26 protein-coding genes are annotated in these 25,708 nt (G+C 61.2%); 9 read left to right on the top strand and 17 right to left on the bottom strand.

The features are described from left to right. Window positions 1-63 precede the first annotated feature (63 nt). Window positions 64-2,292, top strand: a complete 2,229-nt coding sequence (locus V1T76_RS14395) for a transglycosylase domain-containing protein (RefSeq protein ID WP_330561332.1) — start codon at window positions 64-66, stop codon at window positions 2,290-2,292. Between the two features lie 569 nt (window positions 2,293-2,861). Here V1T76_RS14395 and V1T76_RS14390 read toward each other — a convergent pair. The 8 genes from V1T76_RS14390 to rph form a co-directional block, all read right to left on the bottom strand. Continuing rightward, window positions 2,862-3,299 (bottom strand): hypothetical protein, encoded by a 438-nt coding sequence (locus V1T76_RS14390; protein WP_330561331.1) that lies wholly within the window; start codon window positions 3,297-3,299, stop codon window positions 2,862-2,864. A 123-nt stretch (window positions 3,300-3,422) separates the two neighbouring features. Continuing rightward, window positions 3,423-4,160, bottom strand: coding sequence for a M48 family metallopeptidase (locus V1T76_RS14385; protein ID WP_330561456.1), 738 nt, complete (start codon window positions 4,158-4,160; stop codon window positions 3,423-3,425). A gap of 209 nt (window positions 4,161-4,369) precedes the next feature. Continuing rightward, entirely contained in the window at window positions 4,370-4,792 is a 423-nt protein-coding gene (locus tag V1T76_RS14380; protein WP_330561330.1) for a DUF2852 domain-containing protein, read from the bottom strand. Between the two features lie 164 nt (window positions 4,793-4,956). Next, entirely contained in the window at window positions 4,957-5,649 is a 693-nt protein-coding gene (locus tag V1T76_RS14375) for a glycosyltransferase (protein WP_006940230.1), read from the bottom strand. Window positions 5,650-5,811: 162 nt separating this feature from the next. Then, window positions 5,812-7,443 (bottom strand): polyhydroxyalkanoate depolymerase, encoded by a 1,632-nt coding sequence (phaZ, locus tag V1T76_RS14370; RefSeq protein ID WP_330561329.1) that lies wholly within the window; start codon window positions 7,441-7,443, stop codon window positions 5,812-5,814. Window positions 7,444-7,722: 279 nt separating this feature from the next. Continuing rightward, window positions 7,723-8,877: a radical SAM family heme chaperone HemW gene (gene hemW, locus V1T76_RS14365; protein WP_330561455.1), complete on the bottom strand. Its 1,155-nt coding sequence runs from the start codon at window positions 8,875-8,877 to the stop codon at window positions 7,723-7,725. Between the two features lie 15 nt (window positions 8,878-8,892). Further along, window positions 8,893-9,531, bottom strand: a complete 639-nt coding sequence (rdgB, locus tag V1T76_RS14360) for an RdgB/HAM1 family non-canonical purine NTP pyrophosphatase (protein ID WP_330561328.1) — start codon at window positions 9,529-9,531, stop codon at window positions 8,893-8,895. Between the two features lie 12 nt (window positions 9,532-9,543). Then, the gene (gene rph / locus V1T76_RS14355; protein ID WP_330561327.1) at window positions 9,544-10,257 is read right to left on the bottom strand and encodes a ribonuclease PH; all 714 of its coding nucleotides are present in this window, start codon (window positions 10,255-10,257) and stop codon (window positions 9,544-9,546) included. A gap of 169 nt (window positions 10,258-10,426) precedes the next feature. Between rph and hrcA the strand changes: the two genes are divergently transcribed. Then, window positions 10,427-11,500 (top strand): heat-inducible transcriptional repressor HrcA, encoded by a 1,074-nt coding sequence (gene hrcA, locus V1T76_RS14350; protein ID WP_442970119.1) that lies wholly within the window; start codon window positions 10,427-10,429, stop codon window positions 11,498-11,500. Window positions 11,501-11,596: 96 nt separating this feature from the next. Continuing rightward, window positions 11,597-12,400: a HesA/MoeB/ThiF family protein gene (locus V1T76_RS14345; protein ID WP_330561325.1), complete on the top strand. Its 804-nt coding sequence runs from the start codon at window positions 11,597-11,599 to the stop codon at window positions 12,398-12,400. Between the two features lie 153 nt (window positions 12,401-12,553). On the opposite strand, the gene secB is transcribed toward V1T76_RS14345, so the two are convergent. After that, complete coding sequence (gene secB / locus V1T76_RS14340) at window positions 12,554-13,054, bottom strand: protein-export chaperone SecB (protein ID WP_330561454.1); 501 nt, start codon at window positions 13,052-13,054, stop codon at window positions 12,554-12,556. A 198-nt stretch (window positions 13,055-13,252) separates the two neighbouring features. Between secB and V1T76_RS14335 the strand changes: the two genes are divergently transcribed. From V1T76_RS14335 to V1T76_RS14320, 4 genes are all read left to right on the top strand, one after another. Further along, complete coding sequence (locus tag V1T76_RS14335) at window positions 13,253-14,659, top strand: ActS/PrrB/RegB family redox-sensitive histidine kinase (RefSeq protein WP_330561324.1); 1,407 nt, start codon at window positions 13,253-13,255, stop codon at window positions 14,657-14,659. A 14-nt stretch (window positions 14,660-14,673) separates the two neighbouring features. After that, on the top strand, window positions 14,674-15,231 hold the full coding sequence (locus V1T76_RS14330) for an ActR/PrrA/RegA family redox response regulator transcription factor (RefSeq protein WP_006940216.1): 558 nt from the start codon (window positions 14,674-14,676) through the stop codon (window positions 15,229-15,231). A gap of 100 nt (window positions 15,232-15,331) precedes the next feature. Next, a complete protein-coding gene (locus V1T76_RS14325; RefSeq protein ID WP_330561323.1) occupies window positions 15,332-17,209 on the top strand; it encodes a VHL beta domain-containing protein in 1,878 nt (625 codons plus the stop codon). A gap of 176 nt (window positions 17,210-17,385) precedes the next feature. Next, window positions 17,386-19,074, top strand: a complete 1,689-nt coding sequence (locus tag V1T76_RS14320; protein ID WP_330561322.1) for a methyl-accepting chemotaxis protein — start codon at window positions 17,386-17,388, stop codon at window positions 19,072-19,074. A 79-nt stretch (window positions 19,075-19,153) separates the two neighbouring features. Here the strand turns inward: V1T76_RS14320 and V1T76_RS14315 are convergent, their stop codons facing one another. Further along, window positions 19,154-19,756, bottom strand: a complete 603-nt coding sequence (locus V1T76_RS14315) for a TetR/AcrR family transcriptional regulator (RefSeq protein WP_330561320.1) — start codon at window positions 19,754-19,756, stop codon at window positions 19,154-19,156. Between the two features lie 146 nt (window positions 19,757-19,902). Here V1T76_RS14315 and V1T76_RS14310 point away from each other — a divergent pair, with 146 nt between their 5' ends. After that, window positions 19,903-20,301, top strand: a complete 399-nt coding sequence (locus V1T76_RS14310; RefSeq protein WP_330561319.1) for a RidA family protein — start codon at window positions 19,903-19,905, stop codon at window positions 20,299-20,301. Between the two features lie 180 nt (window positions 20,302-20,481). Further along, on the top strand, window positions 20,482-21,306 hold the full coding sequence (locus V1T76_RS14305; RefSeq protein ID WP_330561318.1) for an alpha/beta fold hydrolase: 825 nt from the start codon (window positions 20,482-20,484) through the stop codon (window positions 21,304-21,306). 21 nt (window positions 21,307-21,327) lie between these two features. Here the strand turns inward: V1T76_RS14305 and coaA are convergent, their stop codons facing one another. The 7 genes from coaA to V1T76_RS14270 form a co-directional block, all read right to left on the bottom strand. Continuing rightward, window positions 21,328-22,293: a type I pantothenate kinase gene (coaA, locus tag V1T76_RS14300; protein WP_006940210.1), complete on the bottom strand. Its 966-nt coding sequence runs from the start codon at window positions 22,291-22,293 to the stop codon at window positions 21,328-21,330. A gap of 62 nt (window positions 22,294-22,355) precedes the next feature. Beyond that, complete coding sequence (locus V1T76_RS14295) at window positions 22,356-22,679, bottom strand: phosphoribosyl-ATP diphosphatase (RefSeq protein WP_330561317.1); 324 nt, start codon at window positions 22,677-22,679, stop codon at window positions 22,356-22,358. Window positions 22,680-22,703: 24 nt separating this feature from the next. Further along, window positions 22,704-23,483 carry an imidazole glycerol phosphate synthase subunit HisF gene (gene hisF / locus V1T76_RS14290; protein ID WP_006940208.1) on the bottom strand — a complete coding sequence of 260 codons (780 nt, stop codon included), beginning with the start codon at window positions 23,481-23,483 and terminating at the stop codon, window positions 22,704-22,706. After that, a complete protein-coding gene (hisA, locus tag V1T76_RS14285; protein WP_330561315.1) occupies window positions 23,480-24,223 on the bottom strand; it encodes a 1-(5-phosphoribosyl)-5-[(5-phosphoribosylamino)methylideneamino]imidazole-4-carboxamide isomerase in 744 nt (247 codons plus the stop codon). The genes hisF and hisA overlap by 4 nt, the downstream gene beginning before the upstream one ends. Window positions 24,224-24,229: 6 nt before the next feature. Continuing rightward, a complete protein-coding gene (locus tag V1T76_RS14280; protein ID WP_006940206.1) occupies window positions 24,230-24,517 on the bottom strand; it encodes a DUF1330 domain-containing protein in 288 nt (95 codons plus the stop codon). A 24-nt stretch (window positions 24,518-24,541) separates the two neighbouring features. Continuing rightward, entirely contained in the window at window positions 24,542-25,195 is a 654-nt protein-coding gene (hisH, locus tag V1T76_RS14275; RefSeq protein ID WP_330561314.1) for an imidazole glycerol phosphate synthase subunit HisH, read from the bottom strand. Next, window positions 25,192-25,695, bottom strand: a complete 504-nt coding sequence (locus V1T76_RS14270; RefSeq protein ID WP_330561313.1) for a DUF2628 domain-containing protein — start codon at window positions 25,693-25,695, stop codon at window positions 25,192-25,194. Before V1T76_RS14270 ends, hisH begins: the two co-directional genes overlap by 4 nt. Window positions 25,696-25,708: the final 13 nt, after the last annotated feature.

Below are 25,708 nucleotides of genomic sequence, written 5' to 3'. Positions count from 1 at the left end.
GAAACCGGCGCTTGCCGGATAACGCCAACCCTGGTTGGTACGGAGTTAGGGGACGGAGGATCAATGGCGCCTCGGGCGAAACGCCAGCCGCGTGTTGAACCGACATTCGGAAATTCAGGCAGCAGCCTGCTCGACCTGCGCTTGAGCCCGCAGGACCGCCCGGCCGCGCCTTCTTCCAAGTCATCCGGCAAGGGCAAGACGCGCAAGGCACCGGCCAAGAAAAAAACCGCGTCCTCCACCCGCAAGACGGCCAAGAACGGCAACGGAAGGGGCGGTGGCCGCTCCGGTGCCAAGCGGCGCAAGGCCAAGCGGAAAAACAGGTTTCAGGCACCGACCGCACTCGGCCGTTTTCTCAAGCGTGGCTTCTACTGGAGCATGGTGCTCGGCATCTGGGGCACCATCGCCGTCGTTTGTCTGGTCGGCTATTACGCCGCATTTCTGCCGCCGACCTCCGAATGGCAGGTTCCAGCGCGCCCGCCCAACGTCAAGATCGTCGCCGCCAATGGCGAATTGCTGGCAAACCGTGGCGACACCGGCGGGGAAGCCGTTCGCCTGGAACAGTTGCCGCCCTATCTGCCCAATGCCGTGATCGCCATCGAAGACCGGCGCTTCCGTTCCCATTTTGGTGTCGACCCGGTCGGTCTCGCCCGTGCCGTCTATACCAACTTCACCTCCGGCCGCCTGCAACAAGGCGGCTCGACGCTGACCCAGCAGCTTGCCAAGAACCTGTTCCTGGAACAGGATCGCACGATCAAGCGCAAGATCCAGGAACTGGTGCTCGCCTTCTGGCTGGAGGCCGAATATTCCAAGGACGAGATCCTGGAAATGTACCTGAACCGGGTCTATCTCGGCTCCGGCGCCTATGGTGTGGATGCCGCGGCCCGGCGCTATTTCGGTAAGTCCGCCCGGCTTTTGACCATACCGGAAGCGGCCACAATCGCAGGCCTGCTCAAGGCGCCGTCGCGCTATTCCCCCGCCCGCAACCCGGATCTGGCCGAGGACCGGGCCCAGCTCGTGCTCGCCGCCATGCATGAGGAAGGCTACATCACCGGCGACGAGGCGAAGAACGCTTTGGCCGCGCCCGCCAAGGTGGTGCGCCGCTACACAACCGCCAGCGAGAATTATGCCGCAGACTGGGTGATGGATGTGCTGCCGCATTTCATCGGCTCGATCGAAACCGACATCGTTGTCGACACGACCATCGATCCGAAAATGCAGCGCGCCGCCGAGCAGGCGCTGCGCGGCGCATTGAAGGAAAACCGCGAGAAATACGGCGTTTCCCAGGGTGCGGTCGTGACACTGGACACGGCGGGTGCCGTGAAGGCGCTGGTCGGCGGGGCCGATTATTCCAAGAGCCAGTACAACCGCGCGGTCTATGCCAAACGACAGCCGGGCTCGTCCTTCAAGCCGTTCGTTTATCTGGCCGCACTGGAAAACGGCCTGTCGCCCCAGTCCATCCGCCAGGATCAGCCGGTCCGGTTCGGCAACTGGTCGCCGCAGAACTATTCCAAGGACTACTATGGCCCGGTGACGCTGACACGGGCGCTCAGCCTGTCGCTGAACACCGTGGCCGCACAGCTAACCTATGAGGTTGGCGCGGGCACTGTTGCCGACACCGCCAAGCGGCTGGGCGTCACTTCGGAAATGAAGAACAACCTGTCGATCGCGCTTGGAACTTCCGAAGTCACCCCGCTGGAAATCGCCGGCGCTTATGTGCCGTTTTCCAACGGCGGCTATGGCGTGCTGCCGCATGTGATCCGGCGGATCCAGACCGTGGACGGCAAGACGCTTTACTCGCGCTCCGGCGATGGCCGCGGCCGGGTGATCGACCGCCGGCTGGTCGGGGAAATGAACATGATGATGTCGGAAACCCTGTTGACCGGCACTGGCCGCAAGGCGCGGCTGGACAGCGGCCGCCCTGCTGGTGGCAAGACCGGCACCAGCCAGGATTTCCGCGACGCCTGGTTCATCGGCTACACGGGCAATCTGACCACCGCCGTCTGGCTGGGCAATGACGACAATTCGCCCACCCGCAAGGCAACCGGGGGCGGACTGCCTGCAACCGTCTGGAAAGAGGTGATGGACGCCGCCCATGAAGGCTTGCCCGTGGCGGACCTGCCCGGCGTGCCGGATGTGCCGGCAACCGTCTCCGCCCCGCGCAAACCGGGCCCGGTGGAAACCGTCGGCTCCGGCAGCGACCCGATCCCGCCAGCCCCAATTGGCGGCGGCCAAGGCAACGGCGAACGCCGTGGCCCGCTGAACCTCTTGCGCAATCTCTTTGGCGGCGGCTGATAGCAAAGACGATAGCTCATGGCCCGGACGGCCATGTTCAAAGCATTTCCCGGTGGTGTTCTGTCTCCCGCCAGGGTGTGTCGACTGAATGTGCAGCCCATCCTTCGAGACAGGCTTTCAGCCTTCCTCAGGATGAGGATGCATATGTTGATCTTCAGCTGCTTTCCGCAAACACCGCCCTCATCCTGAAGGCCTGACTGGTAAGGGACAAAGGACGCAGTCGTCTTGGTTCCTGACACGACCTTACGCTCTTCTCAGGTGTCATCCCCGCGAAAGCGGGGACCCAGGGCTCCGTAAGGTAAGAATGAAGTCTATGAAGCGAGCTCATGAGTTTACTGGATCCCCGCTTTGGCGGGGATGACAATGGGGTTGAAGCAGTCGGCCCTGTCAGCATTTCCGGGCCCCCTTTCGGGCCAGACACTCACAGGTGAAGTCCAATATATTCAGTCGCAGAGGTTTGCAGCACCCGTCAGCCTCATCCTGAGGAAGCGCGTGAGCGCTGGCTCGAAGGATGGGCCGCGTGCTCCAGACACCAGAAAATCTTGCGGCAAATGTCGGTAAGTTCCGCCTCAGCACTGATGGCTGTAGGTGAACACCAGCGTGTCGGTGGTGTAGCGGCCGGTCGGGCGGCACTTGTTGAAGACTTCCCGGGTTCCGGTGACCGTGACCTGAAGCTGGTCGCCGCGAACCGGGCCTTCGACGAAATATTCCAGTGGTGATCCCGGGCAATATTTGGAAAACACCCGGGCCGTGCCGGAATACCAGTTGCCGTTCTTGGCCCCGTTGAAAAGCAGCGTGCCGCGCTGGACGCCCGCATTGCGCAGACCGGGTTTCGGCACTTCGTATGACAGCCAGCGCTGATTGCCCTGCGCCTGCAGGCGCATGAGCGAACCGTTGTGGTTCCAGCAGCTATCGGCCATCGCCTGACCGGTGAAGGTCAGGCCCGGCAAGACAAAGCCAAGCAAGACGAGCGTGACCGCCCGGATCGGATATTTCCAGTTTATCATGTTGCCTCTCCCAGCTTCCCCAGGGAGATCGAAGCATATTCTGACGTGTTTGCAACTGGTTTTGCCGGACCCTGCCTTTCGGTCCGGATGGTTTGGCGGCATGAACTCGAAAGCAGGCCTTGGTCAGCCGTATCCGTGCAGGCGGACACCGTTCTGCTTCAGCCAGACGCGGGCGCGCGGCGTTTGCGGAGCAAGTTGTTCGCACAGGCGCCAGAAACGCGCCGAATGGTTCATTTCCTTCAGATGCGCCACTTCATGGGCGGCGACATAATCAAGGATCTCCGGCGGCGCCAGAATGAGCCGCCAGGAAAAGGACAGCCGTCCGTTGGAAGCGCAGGAACCCCAGCGGCTGGTGGTGTCGCGGATGCTGATGGCGGCGATCTTCTTGCCGATCGTGGCCGCGTGAACGGCGGTGCGGGCCGAAAGGTCCGCGCGGGCCTGTTCCTTGAGCCAGGTGGTGACCTTGCGTGGGATGTGATCGTCCGCGCCCGGCACGAACAGCGCCGGGAGTTCCATCTCGTCGTGGCCCAGGGTGATCAGCCCGCGCAGCTTTCCGGTTGGCACGATGACGTGGTCCTCGCCGCGCAAAGGCACGGTTTCACCCGGCAGAAAGGTGACATGGTCCGGCCTGTCCTGCAGCCGCTCGATCAGCCAGTCGATATGCTGGCGCGCGAACCGCTCGGCACGGGCAAGATCTCCGCCCTTGGGCACGGTCAGCACCGGGCCTGAGCGGTCTGCCGGCAGACGCAGAAGATACCGCTGCGCACGCGGATTGGCCTTGAGACGGATGCGCACGGCGCTGGCACCGGTCTGGATCTCGATATGGTCGGGCAGCGATTTCTTGCCGGCGCGCAGAAACATCAAGGGCGAAGGTCCAACGAATCAGTTGTCTCGATTTTAGCGAACTTGCGCGCGATTTTGCGGCAATTCTGACAGCGGCGACGTTTTGAATTTCCGGAAGCCGGCGGAACAGAAGCAAATCTGGCTGCCCCGAAACGGACAAAAGCGGCGCCTTTGCGGGCGCCGCTCTTGGTCTGGCCTTCGGGGACCGTCCGGGAGGAGGTGAGACGTTACAACGGTGCGGCTTCGCTGCCGTTGCTGCGGCCCCGATTGGCCATGAAGCGGTCGAATTCTTCCTGATCGCGCGCACGGCGCAATTCGCGGAGGAAATCGTCGAACTCGGCGCGCATGGTATCGAGCTTGGCACGCTCTTCTTCCAGGCGCTTCAGTTCACGCTCACGATAGTCGTCAAAGGCGACGTTGCCGGTGCGGGCATGGGAAGTCGTGTTCATCTGCTCGAAGGCTCCCTTCAGCGGGCTGCCCCGCCACTGATCTTTTGCATCGCGGAGCATGCCTTCAAAGCGGTCGCCCCACAGAATGTAGGCAAGCATGGCGAGGCCAAGCGGCCAGAATGCCACGAACCCCAGCACCATCAGGCCGATAGTTACCGGCGTCCAGGCAGGTTTGATCATGCAACTTTTAGCTGTTGTCATCGTCCTATCCATTTCAGACATCCACGTCATTCCAAGTGGGGATGATCGCATTCGCCTTCAAGGATTCGTGACCGGGATCACAGAAAACCGGCACCAAAAAACCCAGCCTGCGAGGATGCGGGCCGGGTTTAATTCATTGATTCATAAGTAAAAGGGGAAACGGATCAGTCGAACGGACCGTCGATCACATGTTGCGCCGAATAATTCGCCAGAAGCTTCTCGCGGTGCCATTCGGCCGCCATCGGGGCGTTGGCATATTCGTGGAAGCAGGGCGTGCCGAGCGTGAAATGCAGAAGTTTCGCATCCGGGTTGGGGCCGAATTCATCCGGCAGCCAGTTCCATTCCTTCGGCAGTTCGCCGATGAGGTCGTCGTCCAGCCAGGTGAACCGGTGCAGCTGGGCGCCGGTCGCATTCATCACGAAGTCGGGCGTCACCACCTTGTTGGCCGGGTGGCCGCAGTTCCACAGTACGACGCTGGACCAGTTCTTGCGCGGGTAGTTCTCGTTTTTCGAGCCGAGGTATTTGGTGGTCTGCCGGGTCTGATAGTCGTGATGGACACACATCACCGCCTTGCTCTCGTCGCGCATGGCGAACAGCTTGGCAATGTCGTCCCGAACGATCATGTCGCCGTCCATGAACAGCGCCCAGCCGTTGTAGTTCATGAGGCTCGGGATCAGAAAACGGGTGTAGATGAAGTGATTGGACCCGTCGGTGTGGGTCTCGTTGTAGGTCTTCAGGTTGTGCAGCGACAGCGGCGTGATCGCCAGCACGTCGCTTGAAAGCCGGGTCAGGCTGTTGGCGCAAACATGATAGGCAATCGCTTCACGCGGATCGAAACCAATAAAAATATTGAGCACTACAGAAACCTCCGGCCTCGCTGTCTGACCGGCACTTGTATTTGGCCGAAAGGCCAGAATCAATAGCAGCGGAGGGGCTGCCGCCAGAAACCGGACTTTTTGGGACAAGTTATCGCTGCACGGCGAAAGGCACCCGGGCGGGTGCCTTTACCGATACGACGTTCAGCTCACCGTTTCGGAAAGCTGGCGGGCCTGCTCGATCCAGTTGTCCCGGGCAATACGGCCACGGAAATCGAGCTTGGTGTCCAGGGCTTCGATCTGTTCTTCCGTCAGACCGGCAATCTGCCAGAAGTGGAAAATCCCGGCTTCGTTGAGCGCGGATTCCAGTTTGGGGCCGACACCGCTGATCGACTTCAGATCGTCCGCGGCACCGTCGGGCTGGGTCAGGAGGATGCTCTCCAGAGAATTGCCGGTGGTTTTGGCGGCCGATTTGGCCTTGGCAGGTGCGGGAGCGGCCTTTACAGCCGGTTCGGCTGTCGCTTTCGCCGCCGGTGCGGCAACAGCAGGGGCTTGGGCCGTGGCTGCGGGTTTGGCAGCCGGTGCCTTTGCGGCGGGCTTGCGCAGGTCCGTACGGTTGGAGCGGATGAAGTCCATCACCCGAGGCGCTATTTCCGACCGCCAGCGCGATCCGTTGAAGACACCGTAGTGACCGACGTTCGGCTGCTCGTAATGCGCTTTCATGTCCTCGTCCAGACTGGTGCAGAGCGCATGGGCCGCCTTGGTCTGGCCGCGGCCGGTGATGTCGTCCTTCTCGCCTTCGACAGTCAGAAGGGCGGTGCGGGTGATCTTGCCGCAATCGACCAGACGGCCGTTGTGCTCCATGGTGCCATTCGGCAGCGCGTGTTCGATGAAGACCGTCTCGACGGTCTGCAGATAGAATTCGGCGGTCAGGTCCATGACGGCGAGATATTCGTCATAGAAGTCGCGGTGTTTTTCCGCATTGTCGCCGTCACCTTCCACCAGATGCTGGAAGAAGTCCCGGTGCGCGGTCACGTGCCGGTCGAGGTTCATGCTCATGAAGCCGGAAAGCTGCAGAAAGCCGGGATACACATCCCGCATGAAGCCCGGATGCGGGAAGGGGACCTTCATGATGACGTTGTTCTTGAACCAGTCGATGCCCTTGGAAACCGCCAGATCGTTGACGGCGGTCGGAGCGACCCGGGTGTCGATGGGCCCGCCCATCAGTGTCATCGTGGAAGGTACATAAGGGTCTTCGCGGTCTTCCATGACCGCAACAGCCGCCAGCACAGGCACGGAGGGCTGACAGACGCCGAGAATATGCGTGTCCGGACCCAGGAAATGGAGCATCGAAATGATATAATCGATGTAATCGTCCAGATCGAACTTGCCTTCCTGTATTGGCACCATGCGGGCGTCGATCCAGTCGGTGATATAGACATCCGCATTGGGCATCAGCGCTTCCACGGTGCCGCGCAACAGCGTGGCATAGTGGCCGGACATCGGTGCGACGATCAGGATCTTGGGATCGTTGCGGTGCGAGGTCACGCCGCGTTCGAAGTGGATCAGGTCGCAGAACGGACGGCTCCAGACGCTGACTTCACGCACAGGAACGCGCACACCGCTGACGGTGGTTTCCTTCAGCCCGAATTCCGGCTTGCCATAGCGGCGCGTGGTGCGTTCAAGCACTTCGCAACCAGCGGCAATGGACCGGCCGTAACTGGTGTGCGTCAGCGGATTGAGCGGGTTCTGGAAGTAAAGCCGGGTCATGTCGGCCAAAGCTCTGAAAGGCGCCATCGCGGCGTGGTTCAGTTCGTAAAGGTGGTAAAACGGCAAAGACGTCTCTCCTTTGCTGAACCAACTGGTGCCGGCCCTATTAGCATTGTTCATGAACATTTTTCGGCCCGTGTGTTCTTACGCACTGTATTGCATTGCAGCAGGATAGCTATGCCTGTTGCAGCCCGCAATACTTCTAATTGGTATTTGAATACGCGCCTAAGTGCTGAGGATCGCGGCAAAAGACACTTTCGCACCAAATCACTGTGCAATGCAAAAGACGCAATAGAACATTTAAATCAATTTGGTAGCTTTATACAAACCACGTTCCAAAGCGGCTCAGGCAGCCAGATCTGCAACCACCGCATCGAGCACGAAAAAACCTTCACGAGTGGCCCGAATCCGGTTTTCCCCGATTTCTTCGACCATGCCATGCTCGATTAACGCGGCCAGACTGGCCGGATCGACGGAGCGGCTTGCGTAGCGCTCATAGCGTTTCAGGTCGATGCCCTCGGTCAGGCGCAGGCCCATGAGCAGAAACTCATCGCCCTGCTCCTCTTGGGAAAGGCCGGCGTTTTCGACCAACGCCTGGCCGTGGCTCTCGACGTTTTCCAGCCAGGTTTCCGGATGGCGCTCGGTTGAGGTCGCCAGACGGCTGACACCAACCGTGATGCGGCCGTGGGCACCGGGGCCGACGCCGACATAATCGCCATAGCGCCAATAGACCAGATTGTGCCGGCATTCGGCGCCCGGGCGGGCATGGTTGGAGACTTCATAGGCCGGCAGGCCGGCAGCGGCGGTCACATTCTGCGTGAGTTCATAGAATTCAGCGCCCAAATCCGGATCCGGCACCTTCAGCTTGCCTGCATGAAACAGCGTGTGGAAGGGCGTGCCTTCCTCGATCGTGAGCTGATAGAGCGACAGATGATCGGCGGCGAGCGCGATGGCCTCGTTCAGTTCCTGCTCCCAGCCGGCCAGTGTCTGGCCCGGGCGGGCGTAGATGAGGTCGAACGACAGGCGCGGGAACGTGGCACGTGCGGTTTCGATGGCGGTGCGGGCCGTGCGTGCATCATGCAGGCGGCCAAGCAGCCTCAGATCCGTATCGATGAGCGACTGCACGCCCAGCGAGACCCGGTTCACACCTGCGGCCCGGTAGCCGCGAAAGCGTTCAGCCTCGACAGACGAGGGATTGGCCTCCAGCGAAATCTCGACATTTTCATCCATCGACCAGCGATCGGAAACCGCTTTCAGGATGCGGTCGACCGTCGCCGGTTCCATGAGCGACGGCGTACCGCCGCCCAGAAACACGGATTGAACCTTTTTGCCCCTGGTCAGATCGGCAAAATGGGACAGTTCCCGCTCGAAGGCGGCCGCGAAGCGGGCCTGATCGACCGGCTGATGACGGACATGGGAATTGAAGTCGCAATAAGGGCATTTGGCCGCGCAGAACGGCCAATGAATATAAATACCGAAGCCGCCTTCGGCTGCCCCCACACCAGTCACGTCTTATTATCCTTCCAGGCAGCCGGCGGAAAAGAGCTGGAATGCCCGCGCCCTGTGTGACAGGGCGGATCCGTCCTTCGACCAGCCGTGCTTTTCTTCAGACGTCATTTCGCCGAAGGTGCGCTCATGGCCGTCCGGCTGGAAAATCGGATCGTAGCCGAAGCCCTGCGTTCCGCGTGGCGGCCAGACGATCTGTCCGTCGACTTCGCCGCGGAAATATTCCTCGCTGCCGTCCGGCCAGGCCAGGCAGAGCACGGCGACGAAGGAGCCGCGGCGCTGGTCGTCCGTCGTTGCGCCCAGCGACTGCAGCTTTTCCTCGATCGTGCGCATGGCCATCGCAAAGTCCTTGTCCGGCCCCGCCCAGCGCGCGGAATAGATGCCCGGATCGCCGTTCAGCGCCGCCACGCAGAACCCGCTGTCGTCGGCCAGCGCCGGCAGGCCCGAAGCCTTGGCCGCCGCATGGGCCTTGATGGCCGCGTTTTCCTCGAACGTGACGCCCGTCTCGTCCGGTTCCGGCAGGTCCAGCTCTCCGGCGGAGATCACGTCGAAGCCGTAAGGCTGAAGCAGTTCGTTGATCTCGCGGATCTTGCCCTTGTTGTGGCTTGCGACAACAAGTTTGCCCGGTTCCAGCTTGCGGTGGCTCATGGTTCGGCGCCCTTAGAGAATGGCCATTTTCTGCAGATCGACCAGCTTGCCGATGCCCAGCTTGGCAAGGCCCATAAGCTTGCCGAATTCCTCGTCCGAGAAAGGCGCACCTTCGGCCGTTCCCTGGATTTCGACGATACCGCCAGACCCGGTCAGAACGAAGTTGGCGTCGGTTTCGGCTGTGCTGTCCTCGGCGTAGTCGAGATCGAGCACCGGCGTGCCTTCGTAGATACCGCAGGAAATCGCGGCGATATGATCCTTCAGAACCTCGCCGGAGACCATGTCACGGGCTTTCATCCACTCGATGCAGTCGCGCAGGGCAATCCAGGCACCGGTGATGGAGGCTGTACGGGTGCCGCCGTCGGCCTGGATGACGTCGCAGTCCACCGTGATCTGGTTTTCGCCGAGCGCTTCCAGATTGACGACGGCGCGCAGTGACCGGCCGATGAGACGCTGGATTTCCTGGGTCCGGCCGGATTGCTTGCCGGCGCTGGCTTCGCGGCGCATGCGGTCGCCCGTGGCGCGTGGCAGCATGCCGTACTCGGCAGTCACCCAGCCACGGTTCTGGCCGCGCAACCACGGCGGAACCCGCTCTTCCAGGCTGGCGGTGCACAAGACGTGCGTGTCGCCGAACTTGACGAGGCAAGAACCCTCGGCATGTTTGGAGACCCCACGTTCCAGCGTGACCGCACGGAGTTCATCGGCTGCGCGTTTGGACGGACGCATGCATATCCCTTTCGACTTTCGCTCCGGAAAAACCGCCGTTTCTCCAGTGTATTCGTTGAGGCCTTGTAGACCCCAACTTCCTCCGCCGTAAAGGCCTTGCGTTGTGATACTTCACGCAAGCCCCCATTTGCGCCTATATCTTTCATGGAATCCCGGCCGGCCCCGGTGAGTGGTCACATTCGGAGAACAAGCCTTGAGCCTCAGCGACCTCGACAAGAGATCCCGTGAAATCTTCCGTTCGATCGTGGAAACCTATCTGGAGACCGGCGAGCCCGTCGGGTCCCGGAACGTTTCGCGCAAGCTCGGCATTTCGCTGTCGCCTGCCTCGGTCCGCAACGTGATGTCCGATCTGGAACATCTGGGCCTCCTGCATTCGCCCCACACCAGTGCGGGGCGGCTGCCGACCGAAATCGGCCTTCGTTTCTTCGTCGACGCCCTTCTGGAAGTGGGCGACCTGACCCAGGACGAACGCCGGGCAATCGATGCGCAGGTCCGGGCCTCGCAAAAGGCGAACTCCGCCGAGCAGGTGCTGACGGAAGCCAGCCAGATGCTGTCCGGCCTGTCGATGGGCGCAGGTGTGGTGTTGACGCACAAGTCGGATATGCGGCTGAAACACATCGAATTCGTGCGCATCGAGCCGCTGAAAGCCCTGGCGATCCTCGTCAGCGAAGACGGGTCCGTCGAAAACCGCGTTGTCGATCTGCCGGGCGACCTGCCGGCGTCCGCGCTGGTGGAGGCCAGCAACTATCTGAATGCCCAGATCAAGGGCAGGACGCTCTCGGAAATCAGATCCGAACTGGAAAGGGTACGCGACGCGGACCAGGCCGAACTCGATCTTCTGAGCCAGAAAGTCATCGATGCGGGACTTGCGGTCTGGGGCGGCGAAAGCGCCACCGATCCGGGCACCTTGATCGTGCGGGGCCGATCCAATCTCCTGACCGATCTGGACGCGGTTGAAGATCTGGAGCGCATCCGACTGCTGTTCGACGACCTGGAAAGCAAGAAGGACCTGATTCAGCTTCTCGGACTTGCCGAAAAGGGCGACGGCGTGCGCATCTTCATTGGCTCGGAGAACAACCTGTTCTCGCTGTCCGGCTCCTCCCTTGTGGTGTCGCCCTACAGGGACAGCAACCAGCGCATCGTCGGCGTTCTCGGAGTCATCGGGCCGACCCGGCTGAATTATGCAAGGGTGATCCCGATGGTTGACTACACCGCCCGGCTGGTGAGCCGTATCCTGGGATAAGCCTGCCGGATACCGGTTGTCCCAAACGGGTGCGGGCTTGACCAGCCGCCCGCTCCACCCCCATCTGTACCCGAGACCAGCCAGACAGGACCTGACATGCTTTCGCCCGCCGAACTGGAACGCTACGCCCGCCATATCGTGCTGCAGGAAATCGGCGGCGCCGGTCAGCAGAAGCTGAAGAATGCCCGCGTGCTGGTGATCGGTGCCGGGGGCCTCGGGGCACCGGTCCTGCAATATCTGGCCGCCGCGGGTGTCGGCACGCTCGGCATTGCCGACGACGACACGGTCTCGCTGTCCAATCTGCAGCGGCAGGTAATCCACGATACCGAGCAACTCGGCGAGCCGAAGGTCGCCAGTGCGGCTGAGGCGATCGCGCGGCTGAACCCCAATGTGAAGGTCGAGCCGCACCCCACCCGCCTTGCCGGCCACAATGCCATGCAGCTCGTTTCCCGATATGACCTCGTGGTGGACGGATCGGACAATTTCGACACCCGCTACCTGGTGTCCGATGCCTGCTTCTTTGCGCAAAAGCCGCTGGTCACGGCCGCCGTTGGCCAGTTCGACGGCTCTCTGACCACCTTGAAGCCCTATGAAACCGGCCCGGACGGCACCGACAACCCGACCTATCGGTGCCTCTTCCCGCAAAAGCCGCGTGACGGCCTGCTGCCGACCTGTGCCCAGGCAGGTATCCTGGGTGCGCTGACGGGCATCATCGGCGCCATGCAGGCGATGGAAGTGTTGAAGGAACTGACGGGAACCGGCGAGGGGCTGGTTGGCCGGATGATCCTTTTCGACGCCAGAACCGTGCGCATGGAAACCATCCGCTACAAGCGCTCCCCGAAAAACCCGCTCAACGGCGACACTCCGAAAAGCTGGGGGGAGATGCTGGAGGAGGCGTGAGGGACCCCTGCAGATGTCCCCACGCAAATGTGGGGGCTGAGTCACTGGGGCTCCGGAAATCTCTTAGTCGCAATGGATTTACAGCCGACACCCAAAACAAAACCCGCGCCGGTTTCCCGGCACGGGTTCTGTAAAACTGTGGTCTGACTGACCTTAGTTCGGCTTCTGCTCGCTCGCCTGCTGGGCGGCGGCCTGCTGGGCCATATTCTGGCGGTAGAGCTGGGCGAAGTCGATCGGGTCGAGCATCAGCGGCGGGAAGCCGCCGTTGCGGGTCGCTTCGGAGAGGATGTTGCGTGCGAACGGGAAAATCATGCGCGGGCACTCGATCATCACGAACGGATGCATGTGCTCTTTCGGCACGCCGGTGATCTTGAAGAGGCCTGCGTAGACCAGTTCGACGTTGAACATCACCATGTCCGGGCGCTCGGCCTTGGCGTTCAGGGTCAGGACGACTTCAAACTGATCGTCGCTGATCTGCTGGGCACCGACGTTGACGTTGATGTCGAGCTTCGGCTGATCGCCCTGCGCCAGGGAGCGCGGCGCATTCGGGTTTTCAAAAGACAGGTCCTTGATGTACTGGCCAAGGATGTGCATGCCCGGCGCTGCTGCGCTCTCCGCCTGCGGCTGCGCGCCGCCGTCATTGGTGTCGGTCATCATCTCATTCCGTTGCGCGGTGCTGATCTGAAATGAAGAGCTATTAAATCCCTCCGGCTGGCCGCCGGCCCGCGTGATCCGGACAACCGTGTTAGCGGGTGGCTACCACTTACGCCTTGTCGGCACAAGAGCCCCGGCCTTGCCAGCCGCCGGAATCCGCTTCAAAAGGGGTGTGTTCCCGTTCTCCAAGAAGCCCAGATGCCCGAACAACCGACGTCCAATATTACCCTGCCGCACCGGCGCCTGAAACTCGACACGCTGGTCCGCCTGCGCTGGCTGGCCGTTGGCGGCCAATCGGCGGCACTTCTGGTGGTGCATGTCGGTCTTGGTTATCCCATGCCGGCCGGGCCTGCCTTCGCCATGGTGGCCCTCTCGGCCTGGCTCAACATCTTCCTGAAGGTCCGCTGGCCCTCGGCCATGCGCCTGTCGGAACGCGCCGCGGCCCTGCAACTTGCCTATGACATCCTGCAGATGAGCGGGCTTCTGTTCCTGACCGGCGGCCTCGGCAATCCCTTTGCGTTTCTCCTTATGGCGCCGGTGATGGTGTCCGCGACAGGCTTGTCGGCGCGCTACACCATCCTGCTTGGCATTCTGGCCACTGCCTGCGCCAGCCTGGTTGCGATCTTCCATCTGCCTTTGCCCTGGCCGGTGGGCGCCGATTTCTCGCTTCCCATCGTCTATTCGGTCGGTATCTGGATTGCGCTTGTCTCAACGCTCGGCTTCATGGCGATCTATGCTTTCCGCGTGGCCGAAGAAGCCCGCCAGATGGCAGACGCGCTCGCGGCAACCGAGCTTGTGCTTGCCCGCGAACAGCACCTCAACGCGCTGGACGGCCTGGCGACCGCTGCCGCGCATGAACTCGGCACACCACTTGCCACCATCTATCTGGTGGCCAAGGAACTGTCGGACGAATTCGAGGCCGGCGACCCCAGAGGCGAAGACGTGGCCCTGATCCGCTCTCAGGCAGAGCGCTGCCGGTCGATCCTGCGACAGCTCACCAGCCTTTCGAGCGAAGAAGACCGGACCTACCAGCGCATGCCGGTGTCGCAATTGCTGGAAGATGTGGTCGATCCGCACCGGGGCACGGGCGTTGCGATCCACTCCACCGGAACCGGAACCGGCGCCGAACCGGTGGGCACGCGCAACGCGGCGATCCGCTACGGGTTGGGCAATCTTCTGGAAAATGCCGTCGACTTCGCCAAGACCCGCGTCGATGTGTCCGCCACCTGGGATGAAACGACGCTTTCGATCTCGATCCGGGACGACGGACCGGGATTTTCGGTCGAAATTCTGGGCAAGATCGGCGACCCCTACGTTTCCGTGCGCGGCGGAAAGTCGCCGCAACGCGGCACGGGCGGCGGACTTGGCCTGGGTATTTTCATTGCCAAAACCCTGCTGGAACGCACGGGTGCGAAGCTGCATCTTGAAAACTCTGCCCCGCCCCAGACAGGGGCTCACATCCGGGTAAGCTGGCCGCGCCAGGTGTTTGAACAGGACGGCAGAGTGGACGAAACGGCTTTTACACCCCATAACGGCAATAAAGCGCAAACAATGCAAGCTGTGCCCGTGACTTCATCCGCGGTGCAGGAGAAGACGGAAGAATAAGACCGGTAGAGCCAATGACGGACCAGACACCTGCCTTGAACACTTCGGAGGACATGACCCTCCTGATCGTTGACGACGACAAGCCGTTTCAGCAGCGCCTTGCGCGCGCCATGGAAAAACGCGGATTTACAACGGAAACCGCCGACAGTGTTCAGGACGCAACGGGCAAGATCGCCCAGAACGCACCGGCATTCGCCATTGTCGACATGCGGCTTGAGGACGGCAACGGCCTTGACGTGATCGAGCAGCTTCGCCAGCGTCGCCCGGATGCCCGCGCCATCGTGCTGACCGGATACGGCAACATTGCAACCGCCGTCACGGCGGTCAAACTGGGTGCTATCGACTATCTGGCCAAACCGGCCGATCCGGACGATATCGTCGCCGCTCTGGCTCGCAAGCCGGAAGACAAGGCCCAGCCGCCGGAAAATCCGATGTCGGCAGACCGCGTCCGCTGGGAACATATCCAGAGGGTTTATGAGCTGTGCGACCGCAATGTCTCGGAAACCGCCCGCCGGCTGAACATGCACCGACGCACCCTGCAACGGATCCTGGCAAAGCGCGCGCCACGCTGAGAAAGGCAGGGTTTTCCGCCATTGCGGGCTTGCCCTTAGACCGCCACTTTGCCTAAGTATTCCCAAACGGTGATAACCTGCGCTCCCACGGAGATCGCTTATGCGGCTTGATGCTGCCAATGCCCTAGTTGCCCCTGCGCTGAAATCCGGCCTTCTTGCCGCCTGCAGCGTGGTTTTCATGATGTCCGTCTTGCCTGCACAGGCTCAATCGGTTCCCGAAACCATGCGCATCAACGTGGAACCGCCGCAGCCCGGCATCCGCTCGATCACCGTGAACAAGAAGTATCGGCCGATTATCAGCCGTGACGACCAGGGCGTTGTCATCGACACGATGGGCAGCGACAACAAGTTGCCGCCCTGTGACGTCAAACTCGAGGTCACTCTGGAAAACAGCCGCGTCCTGCATCGCGACGCCAGCTTCTGCTCCGGCGGCACGCTGGTGGTTGACGTCTCGAACGATGGCAAGCCGGGCGCGGTGGCCCGCGTCGTCGGCACGACTTCCGGCACAGCAGCCGGACCCGTTTCCAATGCTTCGGAGGCAACTCAATCTTCCCAGCAGGACCGGCCTGCGTCCGGACCGCAGACGGCCTCCAACACGGCCGGATCGCCAAGCCCGTCCGTTGAGGATATCGATCCGCCTGCCGAGGAGAGCGGCCTGCCGCCGCTCGACCAGGTCGACACACCCATTTCCGCGCCAGGCACGGAAACCGCTTCTCTGCCCGACGACATCAACGCGGGAACCGGGGACGGTTATCCCGGTGCGGCGAATTCCGAACCGGTTCTGGTGAGCCCGAACGAGGCGCGCGAGTGGCTGGCGGAACCCGGCACGCAGCCCGGAACGCCTACGTTGCTTCAGCATGCCGTTCCGCAGACCGACGATCGGGACTTCCGGGCCGATTGCACCACGCAGTCCGGGTTTGCCAAGATCACGTTCCAGCAGGCCCCGGCTGGTCTTCTGGAAGGCATGCCGCAAGCCGTGCGGATTACGGCAGGTGAATTCGACAGTGTTTACAATGCTTTCGGCTCGTCCAGCGCCAATGAAGCCGGCACGTCGCTGCCGGAAGTCAACATCGAAATGACCGATCCGCTTTGGGAGGCCATGATCAAGCAGTCTGCCCTGTCGATTGCGGTCGAAGGCCTGCCTGCACACGACGTTTCCCTGAGAGGCAGCGCCAATCCGGTGCGCCTCTTCGTTGCCACCTGTTCCCAGCCCCAGCAGATCGTATCCGACGACGCTTACGGCAGCGGCGCCGAGGAAGCGAACTCGGATCTTTCCTGCGCCGAGGCTGGCCGCGTGCGGTCCGTCGAGGCCATCCGGCCCGGCCAGATCGTATTCCGCAATGCCAGCCGTCAGCCCATCGAGGTCAACTGGGTGGATTATCGCGGCGGCGAGCGGCCCTATGCGCGACTTGAGCCCGGACAGATCCTGGAACAGCAGACTTATGTGTCCCACGCCTGGACCGTGCGCGGCGCGAGTGGAGAATGCCGGGGCATTTACGTGACAAAAACCCCGTACCGGGAAGTCGTGATCAACGGGCCGGCCAATTTTGGAGCACCTGGAAACGATGGCTTCGGCAACAACGGGTTCGACAACAACGGCTTGAACAGCGGTGGCACTTGGGGTGCTCCCAGCAATGGCGGCTTCGACGGTCAGCCCGGTGGCGATTTCCCGGCCGGCCCCGTGCCTCCCGGGTCCATCGAAGGCTCGAACCAGCCGACATTCCAGCAACAGCAAACGGCGCAGGCCAACGTGGCCGACTATCTGTGCACCGCCGGCATTGACCTGAATGTCGTGTTCTCGCCGGACATGCAGTCCGCAACCGTTGCCGAAATGGGGTATGGCGCAGTCACCCTGCAACGCCAGGGCAGCACCAACACATTCTACTACGAATCCCAGGGCCACGTGCTGAAGGGGCAGCTTCAGAACGCAACCTGGACTCGCCCCGGATTGAGGGATGTCTTCTGCGCCCGCAGATAATTATCGGATGATATTGTAAAAAATTACAGGTTATATCCTTGGTAGAAATCCGGACTGCCCGACAGTTTCAGGATAATAATCTGTTTTTGCGGTAGAAAATCCTCATCACTTTAAGCATTTGGTGAATGATTAAGAGGAAACCTTGTCGAACAGAGTTCGATAGGAATCACTTAACCATGTCCTTCGCCCGTTGGCCCATTACCTGGAAAATCAGCCTCCCGATCGCGACCATTCTGCTGTTCACAGCCGCGATCTGTGTGGTCAGTCTCAACAGTCTTTATTCGGCGATGTTCGCGGAACGCCTCAAGAAGATTGAAGAAATCACCGAAGGCGCGGTTTCGATCGCCGCCTATTACCATGGCCTGGAAGCAAGCGGGAAAATGACCCGGGAAGAGGCACAGGCCTCCGCCCGGGAAGCCATTGGCGCCATCCGCTTCGAAGGCGACAACTATGTCTTTGCATATGACTATCAGGGCATGAACCTGGTGCATCCGAATGCAAAGCTCGTCGGCACCAACATGATCGACTTCTCCGACAAGACGGGTGTGAAGATCGTTGCCGAACTGATCAAGGATGCCAAGGCCGGCGGTGGTTCGCTGCTCTATTACTGGCCGCGCGCGGCCGGCGAAGAACCGATTGAAAAATATAGCTGGGGTTCCGGTTTCGAGCCGTGGGGCTGGATGATCGGTACCGGGGTTTACGTTGACGATCTCGCAGCTGCCTACTGGAGCGCTGCCACTTCGATCATCGCTCTGGCGCTTGTTGGTGCCCTGATTGCGACCGGCATTGCCTTTGTCGCCGTCCGCAACACGGTTCGCCCGCTGCGCGCGCTGACCGACAACATGAGCCTGCTGGCCGATGGCAACACCAGTATCACCATTGACGGCACAGACCGCGGCGACGAAATCGGCCAGATGGCGAGCGCCATGGAGGTTTTCGTCCGCAACGAAGCTGCCCGGCGCGACCTTGAAGAACAGCAGAATTCCAGCCAGGAAGATGCCGCCCGCAAGGGAGCCGAAATCCAGCAGCTCAGCGGCGATTTCGACCGCCAGATCATGGAGATGCTCAACATCATCGACAGCTCCGTGCAGAACCTGCAGGCCGCTTCCGCCGACATGACGGGCGTCGCCGCGCAGACCACGGAACAGAGCGGCCGTGTTTCGAACGCGTCCTCGCAGGCAGCCCACAACGTGGAAACCGTTGCCGCGGCAGCGGAGGAACTGTCGGCATCGGTCAATGAAATCCGCCGTCAGGTGCAGTCTTCCAGCGAGATCGCGGCACGCGCCGCAGGAGAGGCCCAGGCCACCAACCAGCGTATGCATGGCCTTTCCGAAAGCGCCAGCCGCATTGGTGAGGTCGTGACCCTGATCCAGGCGATTGCCGAGCAGACCAACCTTCTGGCGCTGAACGCCACCATCGAGGCAGCACGTGCCGGGGAAGCCGGCAAGGGCTTCGCGGTCGTTGCGGCGGAAGTGAAGGAACTGGCGACCCAGACCTCCAAGGCGACCGAAGAAATTTCCAGCCAGATCACGGCGATCCAGGACGAGACCGGCCATGCGGCCAGCGCCATCTCCTCGGTGACCGAGATCATCAACAACATGAACGAGATCGCGTCGTCCATCGCGTCCTCCGTGGAGGAACAGGGTGTCGCGACGCAGGAAATCGCCAGCAATGCGACCGAAGCTTCGCGCAGCACGGTTGAGGTGACGACAAACATCGAGACCGTTGCAGCGGCCGCCGAAAACACCCGCGATACCGCGGAAAAGGTCGACAGCTCCGCGCAGCAACTGAAAGAGAACGCCTCGATGCTGCGCCATCAGGTCGCCACCTTCCTGCAGGAAGTGCGCAAGCGCTCCGTCGCCTGAGGCTTGTACATCAAACGTAAAAAGCCCGCAGTCTTTCATAGGCTGCGGGCTTTTGCGTTTCTGCTATCCGGTGGGCAGGTCAGGCAGGCGATGTCACTAAAAGCCCTTCGGCGAGAAGCTTGAAAGCCTCGATGACCTTCTTCAGATCCGCTTGAGGGTCCTTGCTTGCTGCAATCCAGAGTGCTGCATTGAAGGCCGCCCCGTTCAGCAACCGGGCCGCGGCTTCCGCATCGACGGGTTTTACCAGGCCTTCGGCGATCAGCCACTCGAGCGCCTGTTTTGTGGCCTGCAGGCAGATGTTCTGGCTCGGCCACTGCGACGGATCGCCAAGCACGGCAGGGCCGTCGAGCAGCACGATGCGCTGAACCTCCGGTTTCAGGGCCATTTCGATATAGGCAATCCCTTCGGCCATGAGCGACTCCCACTCGCTCCCGCCGAGCCGGCCTGCAGCTTCCCTGGCCTCGGCTGCAATTTCTCCGTCGATCTGATTGACGACTGCCTGAAGCAGGCCCTTCTTGTCTCCGAAATTGTGATAAAGCGCGCCGCGCGTCAGCCCGACCGACGCGGTCAGTTCGTCCATCGACGCTGCGGCATAGCCTTGTTCGGCAAAGGCTTTTCGGGCTGCTGCGATCAGCTTTGCCCGCGTCTGTTCCATCATTTCGGCTCGTTTACCGGACGCCATTCCAACCTCGTCTTTTCGCATACATGTTGTATGCCAATTGACATACGAGTCGTATGCGAGTTATTCACATACGTAGCGTATCTTAAACGGTGCGCTTCGTTAAGCCCGGTTTCGCACCGAAGCCTCAACACCACAAAGGACTGACCATGACCAAGCGCCAACCCGTTTTCCCGGAAGGCCGTCACGCGCTTTATGAGGCGCATAAATACTCTGCAGCGCTTCGCTCCGGCGACCTTCTTTTTGTATCCGGTCAGGTTGGCAGCCGTGCGGACGGAACGCCAGAACCGGACTACGAAAGCCAGGTACGCCTTGCCCTTGATAACCTGCAAGCCGTGCTGAAGGCAGCAGGATGCGGACTGGATGATATCGTCGACGTCACGACCTTTCACACCGATCCGGAAAATCAGTTCGAAACCTTGATGAAGGTGAAGGACGAGGTTTTCGACAAGGCACCCTATCCGAACTGGACGGCTGTCGGCGTCAACTGGCTGGCCGGTTTCGATTTTGAAATCAAGGTCATCGCACGGGTCCCCGATAGCGTCTGAGGCCCTTGCGGCTGGCTGCCTCGCGGTTCTATCAAGCCTTGTGGCAGGTCCGGACGGAACAATAGCCTTCTGCGGTTGCACGTAGCGAAGTGGCACACCACGTGCGGAAGACCCAAGGAGACGGTCGCCTGACCGTCTCCTGCGTCTGTCCACCGATGCATGTACCAAGGAGACGAGATCATGAGCGACACTCCGACCTGGCAGCTTTCCGAGGAAATCGGCACATCGGCCGGTGTCGTCAAGGCGGGGCGGGCCGGGGAAGGACCAGCGCTTGTGCTTGCCCATGGCTGGCCGTGGTCGTCCTGGTCCTGGCACAGGTTCATTCCAGAACTCTCCAAGAATTTCCGCGTTCACTGGTACGACATGCCGGGATACGGCCAGTCGGAAAAATCGCCCGACCAACGCACATCCCTCGACATTCAGGGCAAGGTCTTTGCCGAAGTGCTCGATCACTGGCAACTCGAACGGCCCTCGGTCGTGGCCCATGACTTTGGCGGGGCAACCACGTTGCGGGCGCATCTTCTGCACGGCTGCGATTTCGAGAAATACGTCTTGATGAACGTCGTCGCGCTTAGCCCCTGGGGATCGGAGTTCTTCGATCATGTCGGCCGCCATGTGGAAGCCTTTGCCGGGCTGCCGCCGCATATTCACCGCGCAGTCGTCGACGCCTATATCGGCGGTGCGCTTGTGACCGAAATCGGCCCCGAGGCGCGTGAGGCACTGGCAGCCCCCTGGCTGAGCGAAGATGGCCATGGCAGTTTCTATCGCCAGTTCGCCCAGGCGGACGAAGCCTATACCGACGAGATCGAACCGCTATATGGAGATATCCGTTGCCCGGTGAAGATCCTGTGGGGTGAAGACGATCCGTGGATTCCCATCGACCGGGGCCGGGCGCTGCATTCCGCCATTCCGCAGTCGACCTTCGAAACGCTGCCGAACGCGGGCCATCTGCCTCAACTCGAGGTACCGGATCTCGTTCTGGAGAAGTTGGCTGACTTCTTCTGAGGCGAGGCCGCCTGCCGCAACTCAGATCTTGCGCAGGGCGACCTTGGCGATCTTGTGGCTGGAATCCTTGGTCAGGATCAGGTCGGCGCGCGGCCGAGTGGGCAGGATGTTTTCGCGCAGGTTGACCAGGTTGATGTCGTTCCAGATCCGGTTGGCGGTGGTGATCGCTTCCTGATCCGTGATCCGCGAGTATTTATGGAAATAGGATCCCGGATCGCGGAAGGCCGTCTCGCGCAGGCGCATGAAACGGTCGACGTACCAGTTCAGCAGCAGGGTTTCATCGGCGTCGATATAGACCGAGAAATCGAAGAAATCCGAGACGAACGGCACTGCGCGCCCGTCCTTGGGCAGTTCACGCGTCTGAAGCACGTTGAGGCCTTCGACAATCAGAATATCGGGCCGGTCGACCGTGACTGTGTGACCTGGCATGACATCGTAATAGAAATGCGAATAGACCGGCGCACGGACGAACCGCTTGCCGGCCTTGATATCGGACAGGAATTTCAGCAACCGCGGCCTGTCGAAGCTTTCCGGAAAGCCTTTCTTGGACATCAGCCCTTCGGCTTCCAGCACCGCATTGGGATAAAGGAAGCCATCGGTGGTGATGAGATCGACCTTGGGACTGGCCGGCCAGCGGGCCAGAAGCTCCCGCAGCACGCGCGAGGTGGTCGACTTGCCAACAGACACTGAACCGGCAACGCCGATAATGAAGGGCGTCTTGCCGTCGCGGGTGCCGAGGAAGTTCTGTGTTGCCTGAAAGATGCTGATCGTCGCCTCGGCGTAAAACGCGAGCAGGCGGGAGAGCGGCAGATAGATTGTCTCGACCTGTTCGATCGACACCGGCGCATTGAGGCCCTGCAACTGTGCCACTTCATGCGCATCCAGCGTCATGGGCGTGTCCGCACGCAGTCTTGCCCACTCGCGCTCGGTGAACACCTGGTAAGGGGACAGATCCATGTCCAGGGCCGTGGCGACTTTCTGATCCATAACTTCGCAGTTCCTGCTGCGCGGCTGAACGCCGGATCCGGGACAGGGCTAAAAGACCCTGGTCAATCCTGAGGCCGGGACGCCTTTTCTTCCAGTCCGGTTTGTCCCGTACGGCTCGCAAGCTCCTTCATAACATCCCGGAGGGGGACATTGGAGACATTGAGAACCACCAACAAGTGATAAAGCACATCGGCGGCCTCGGCCGTCAATTCCTGCCGGTCCTTCTGAACGGCGGCAATCGCCGCCTCAACCGCTTCCTCTCCCAGCTTCTGGGCGCATTTGGCAACGCCCTTGTTGACGAGCTTGCGCGTGTAGGACTTTTCGTCCGCGCTATTCGCACGTGCAGCAATAATGGCGTCCAGATCTTCCAAAGTGAAGTCGGTCATTCGGCTATTTCCCTTGAGCCTGTTTCAGGCGTCGAGGCGCATCGGTACGCCGGCGTCGTTCATGTAGTGCTTGGCTTCCTGAATGGTGTGTTCGCCAAAGTGGAAGATGGAAGCGGCCAGGACGGCGGTTGCGTGGCCATCGCGGATGCCTTCCACCATATGGTCCAGGTTACCGACACCGCCCGAGGCAATCACCGGCACCGGCACCGCATCTGCAATTGCCCGGGTGAGGGCGATATTGTAGCCGGACTTGGTGCCGTCCCGGTCCATGGAGGTGACCAGCAGTTCACCGGCGCCGAGATCGACCACCTTTCTGGCGAATTCGACCGCGTCGATGCCGGTGGCATTGCGGCCGCCATGGGTGAAGATCTCGAACCGGTCCGGTTCACCGGGAGCATTGACCTGCTTGGCGTCGATGGAAACGACGATGCACTGCGCGCCGAATTTTTCCGCCGCTTCGCGCACGAAATCCGGATTGGTGACAGCCGCCGTGTTGATCGACACCTTGTCAGCCCCGGCGATCAGCAGCTTGCGAATGTCTTCCACCGTGCGCACGCCGCCGCCTACCGTCACCGGCATGAAACAGGCTTCGGCCGTGCGCCGGACAACGTCGTAGATTGTGTCCCGGCCCTCATGGCTGGCGGTGATGTCCAGAAAGCAGAGTTCGTCCGCCCCGGCCGCGTCATAGGCCTTGGCGGCTTCCACCGGGTCACCGGCATCGACCAGGTCGACGAAGTTGACACCCTTGACGACACGGCCGTCCTTGACGTCGAGACAGGGAATGACACGGGCTTTCAGGGTCATGATGCTTTGCTCCGCGCGGCCTGGATCAGGTCCATGGCTTCTCTCGGATCGAGACGGCCATCATAAAGCGCCCGGCCGGAGATCGCACCTTCCAGGATGGCGCAATCCGGCTCCAGCAGGCGGTGGATGTCGTCGATCGACGCCAGGCCACCCGAGGCGATGACCGGAATGGAGACGGCCCGGGCAAGTTCCAGCGTCGAGGGGATATTGAGACCCTTCAGGACGCCATCCCGGTCGATATCCGTGTAGATGATCGCCGAGACGCCTGCGTCCTCGAACTGCCTGGCGAGATCGACCGCGGTAAGTTCGGACGTTTCCGCCCAGCCTTCGACAGCGACATAACCGCCCTTGGCGTCGATACCGACGGCAACCTTGCCCGGGAACTTGCGGCAGGCTTCCTTCACCAGCTCGGGATCCCTCACGGCCACCGTGCCCAGAATGACACGGCTGATACCCTTGTCCAGCCAGGTCTCGATATGATCCAGGGTCCTGATCCCGCCTCCCAGCTGCACCGGGTTCTTCGTAGCCCCCAGAATGGCATCGACAGCCGCACCGTTGACGCTCTCACCGGCAAAGGCGCCGTTGAGATCGACCACATGGAGCCATTCGAAGCCCTGATCCTCGAACGCCCGGGCTTGCGCTCCCGGGTTGTCGTTGAACACGGTTGCCTGGTCCATGTCGCCCAGTTTCAGGCGAACGCACTGGCCATCCTTCAGATCGATGGCGGGAAAGAGGATCATGTTGCTTTAAATTCCTTCAACGATGACGATTTCGCCATCGGCTACTTTCTGGCGGATTTTTACCGCTTCCTGATATTCCGGCGAATTATAGCAATCCACCGCATGCTGGAAGCTGGGAAATTCGATGATGACATTGCGGGCCCGGCCGGTTCCCTCAATGGCGTTGGTCTTGCCGCCGCGGGCCAGAAAGTTGGCGCCGAACCGCTCAAAAGCAGGCTTTGCCGTTTCCACATATGCCGGATATCCGTCAGCGTCGCGCACGTCGACACGGGCGATCCAGTAACCTTTGCTCATATTGGCCTCCCAGGCGCTTTTAGATTAAGGGGTCCAGTCCAGGAAATTGGCAATCAGTTCAAGACCGAGCCGCTGGCTCTTTTCCGGGTGGAACTGGGTACCGATCATGTTGTCCTTCGCCACCATGGCCGTGAAGGTACCGGCATAGTCGAATGTCGCCAGACGATCCTCGGCCCTGGCGCAGGCAAAGTGGAACGAGTGCACGAAATAGGCGTGCAAGCCATCCGGCCCCGTTTCAATGCCCTTGAACACCGGGTGGCTTTCCGGGCGGACAGTGATGGTGTTCCAGCCCATGTGCGGGATCTTCAGCGTCTTGTCGGCCGGCTTCATGGCGGTGACGTCGCCCTCGACCCAGCCAAGACCCTCAACGGTCTCGAATTCCAATCCACGGCTCGCCATAAGCTGCATGCCGACGCAGATGCCGAAGAACGGCTTGCCGTCCTTGCGCACAGTCTGCTCCAGCGCTTCGGGCATGCCTTCAACGGCCCACAGGCCGCGCTTGCAGTCGGCAAAGGCGCCGACACCCGGCAGCACGACACGGTCGGCCTTGAGAACCCTTTCGGGGTCGGAGGTCACGATGACATCCGGCGTATGGGCGTGGGCGCGGGCCGCGCGCTCGAACGCCTTTTCGGCCGAGCGCAGATTGCCCGAGCCATAATCGATAATCGCAATGGTCATTGACGGGTCTCCGGACCGAGGGTCAGGCCCACCACCTGCTCGCTGCCGATCCTTGGGATGATCGGTTGGGAGGCGGGGCGCTGTTGCCGGTCGATTTGAGGTCTGGGCGGCGACACTTGGCCCGCCGCCTTATGGAGAAAACGAAATTCGGCCTCAGACTTGTTGAGGGCGTCGACGATGCCGACAACGCGCCAGCCCTTGCGCGCCAGCGACCAGCGGCGCAGCGCCTGGGCCTCCAGGCCGAACAGGATAGAAGTGAAGAGAGCAACGACGGCCATGGCTTCCTGACTGACGGACAGCGCCAGAAGTTCGATCACCAGCGTTGCGGCGAGATAGCCAAGCAACACCAGCCACATGCGGTTGACCAGCAGCCAGATGACAGCGAACAGGAAAGCAAGCACCGAGAAGCCGTCCGGAACGAAGGCGAGCCGGTCGGTCTGACGGGGATCGCCAGCCACATCGTCAAATTCTGGCGGAGCCATCACAACATATGTGCTCATGCGCCGTATCCTG

This window comes from Roseibium sp. FZY0029 (genome assembly GCF_036350355.1).
In the GTDB taxonomy this organism is placed as follows: Bacteria; Pseudomonadota; Alphaproteobacteria; order Rhizobiales; family Stappiaceae; genus Roseibium.
The sequence above is the reverse complement of the archived record's forward strand: the minus strand, read 5'-3'. Positions and strand labels throughout refer to the sequence as shown.

What these genes read in the sequence shown, in the direction of transcription:
- V1T76_RS14395 (WP_330561332.1), top strand. Translation starts at nt 64, where the DNA reads ATGGCGCCTCGGGCGAAACGCCAGCCGCGTGTTGAACCGACATTCGGA.
- V1T76_RS14390 (WP_330561331.1), bottom strand. Translation starts at nt 3,299, where the DNA reads ATGATAAACTGGAAATATCCGATCCGGGCGGTCACGCTCGTCTTGCTT.
- V1T76_RS14385 (WP_330561456.1), bottom strand. Translation starts at nt 4,160, where the DNA reads ATGTTTCTGCGCGCCGGCAAGAAATCGCTGCCCGACCATATCGAGATC.
- V1T76_RS14380 (WP_330561330.1), bottom strand. Translation starts at nt 4,792, where the DNA reads ATGACAACAGCTAAAAGTTGCATGATCAAACCTGCCTGGACGCCGGTA.
- rdgB (WP_330561328.1), bottom strand. Translation starts at nt 9,531, where the DNA reads ATGAGCCACCGCAAGCTGGAACCGGGCAAACTTGTTGTCGCAAGCCAC.
- rph (WP_330561327.1), bottom strand. Translation starts at nt 10,257, where the DNA reads ATGCGTCCGTCCAAACGCGCAGCCGATGAACTCCGTGCGGTCACGCTG.
- V1T76_RS14345 (WP_330561325.1), top strand. Translation starts at nt 11,597, where the DNA reads ATGCTTTCGCCCGCCGAACTGGAACGCTACGCCCGCCATATCGTGCTG.
- secB (WP_330561454.1), bottom strand. Translation starts at nt 13,054, where the DNA reads ATGACCGACACCAATGACGGCGGCGCGCAGCCGCAGGCGGAGAGCGCA.
- V1T76_RS14335 (WP_330561324.1), top strand. Translation starts at nt 13,253, where the DNA reads ATGCCCGAACAACCGACGTCCAATATTACCCTGCCGCACCGGCGCCTG.
- V1T76_RS14330 (WP_006940216.1), top strand. Translation starts at nt 14,674, where the DNA reads ATGACGGACCAGACACCTGCCTTGAACACTTCGGAGGACATGACCCTC.
- V1T76_RS14325 (WP_330561323.1), top strand. Translation starts at nt 15,332, where the DNA reads ATGCGGCTTGATGCTGCCAATGCCCTAGTTGCCCCTGCGCTGAAATCC.
- V1T76_RS14320 (WP_330561322.1), top strand. Translation starts at nt 17,386, where the DNA reads ATGTCCTTCGCCCGTTGGCCCATTACCTGGAAAATCAGCCTCCCGATC.
- V1T76_RS14315 (WP_330561320.1), bottom strand. Translation starts at nt 19,756, where the DNA reads ATGGCGTCCGGTAAACGAGCCGAAATGATGGAACAGACGCGGGCAAAG.
- V1T76_RS14310 (WP_330561319.1), top strand. Translation starts at nt 19,903, where the DNA reads ATGACCAAGCGCCAACCCGTTTTCCCGGAAGGCCGTCACGCGCTTTAT.
- V1T76_RS14305 (WP_330561318.1), top strand. Translation starts at nt 20,482, where the DNA reads ATGAGCGACACTCCGACCTGGCAGCTTTCCGAGGAAATCGGCACATCG.
- coaA (WP_006940210.1), bottom strand. Translation starts at nt 22,293, where the DNA reads ATGGATCAGAAAGTCGCCACGGCCCTGGACATGGATCTGTCCCCTTAC.
- V1T76_RS14295 (WP_330561317.1), bottom strand. Translation starts at nt 22,679, where the DNA reads ATGACCGACTTCACTTTGGAAGATCTGGACGCCATTATTGCTGCACGT.
- hisF (WP_006940208.1), bottom strand. Translation starts at nt 23,483, where the DNA reads ATGACCCTGAAAGCCCGTGTCATTCCCTGTCTCGACGTCAAGGACGGC.
- hisA (WP_330561315.1), bottom strand. Translation starts at nt 24,223, where the DNA reads ATGATCCTCTTTCCCGCCATCGATCTGAAGGATGGCCAGTGCGTTCGC.
- V1T76_RS14280 (WP_006940206.1), bottom strand. Translation starts at nt 24,517, where the DNA reads ATGAGCAAAGGTTACTGGATCGCCCGTGTCGACGTGCGCGACGCTGAC.
- hisH (WP_330561314.1), bottom strand. Translation starts at nt 25,195, where the DNA reads ATGACCATTGCGATTATCGATTATGGCTCGGGCAATCTGCGCTCGGCC.
- V1T76_RS14270 (WP_330561313.1), bottom strand. Translation starts at nt 25,695, where the DNA reads ATGAGCACATATGTTGTGATGGCTCCGCCAGAATTTGACGATGTGGCT.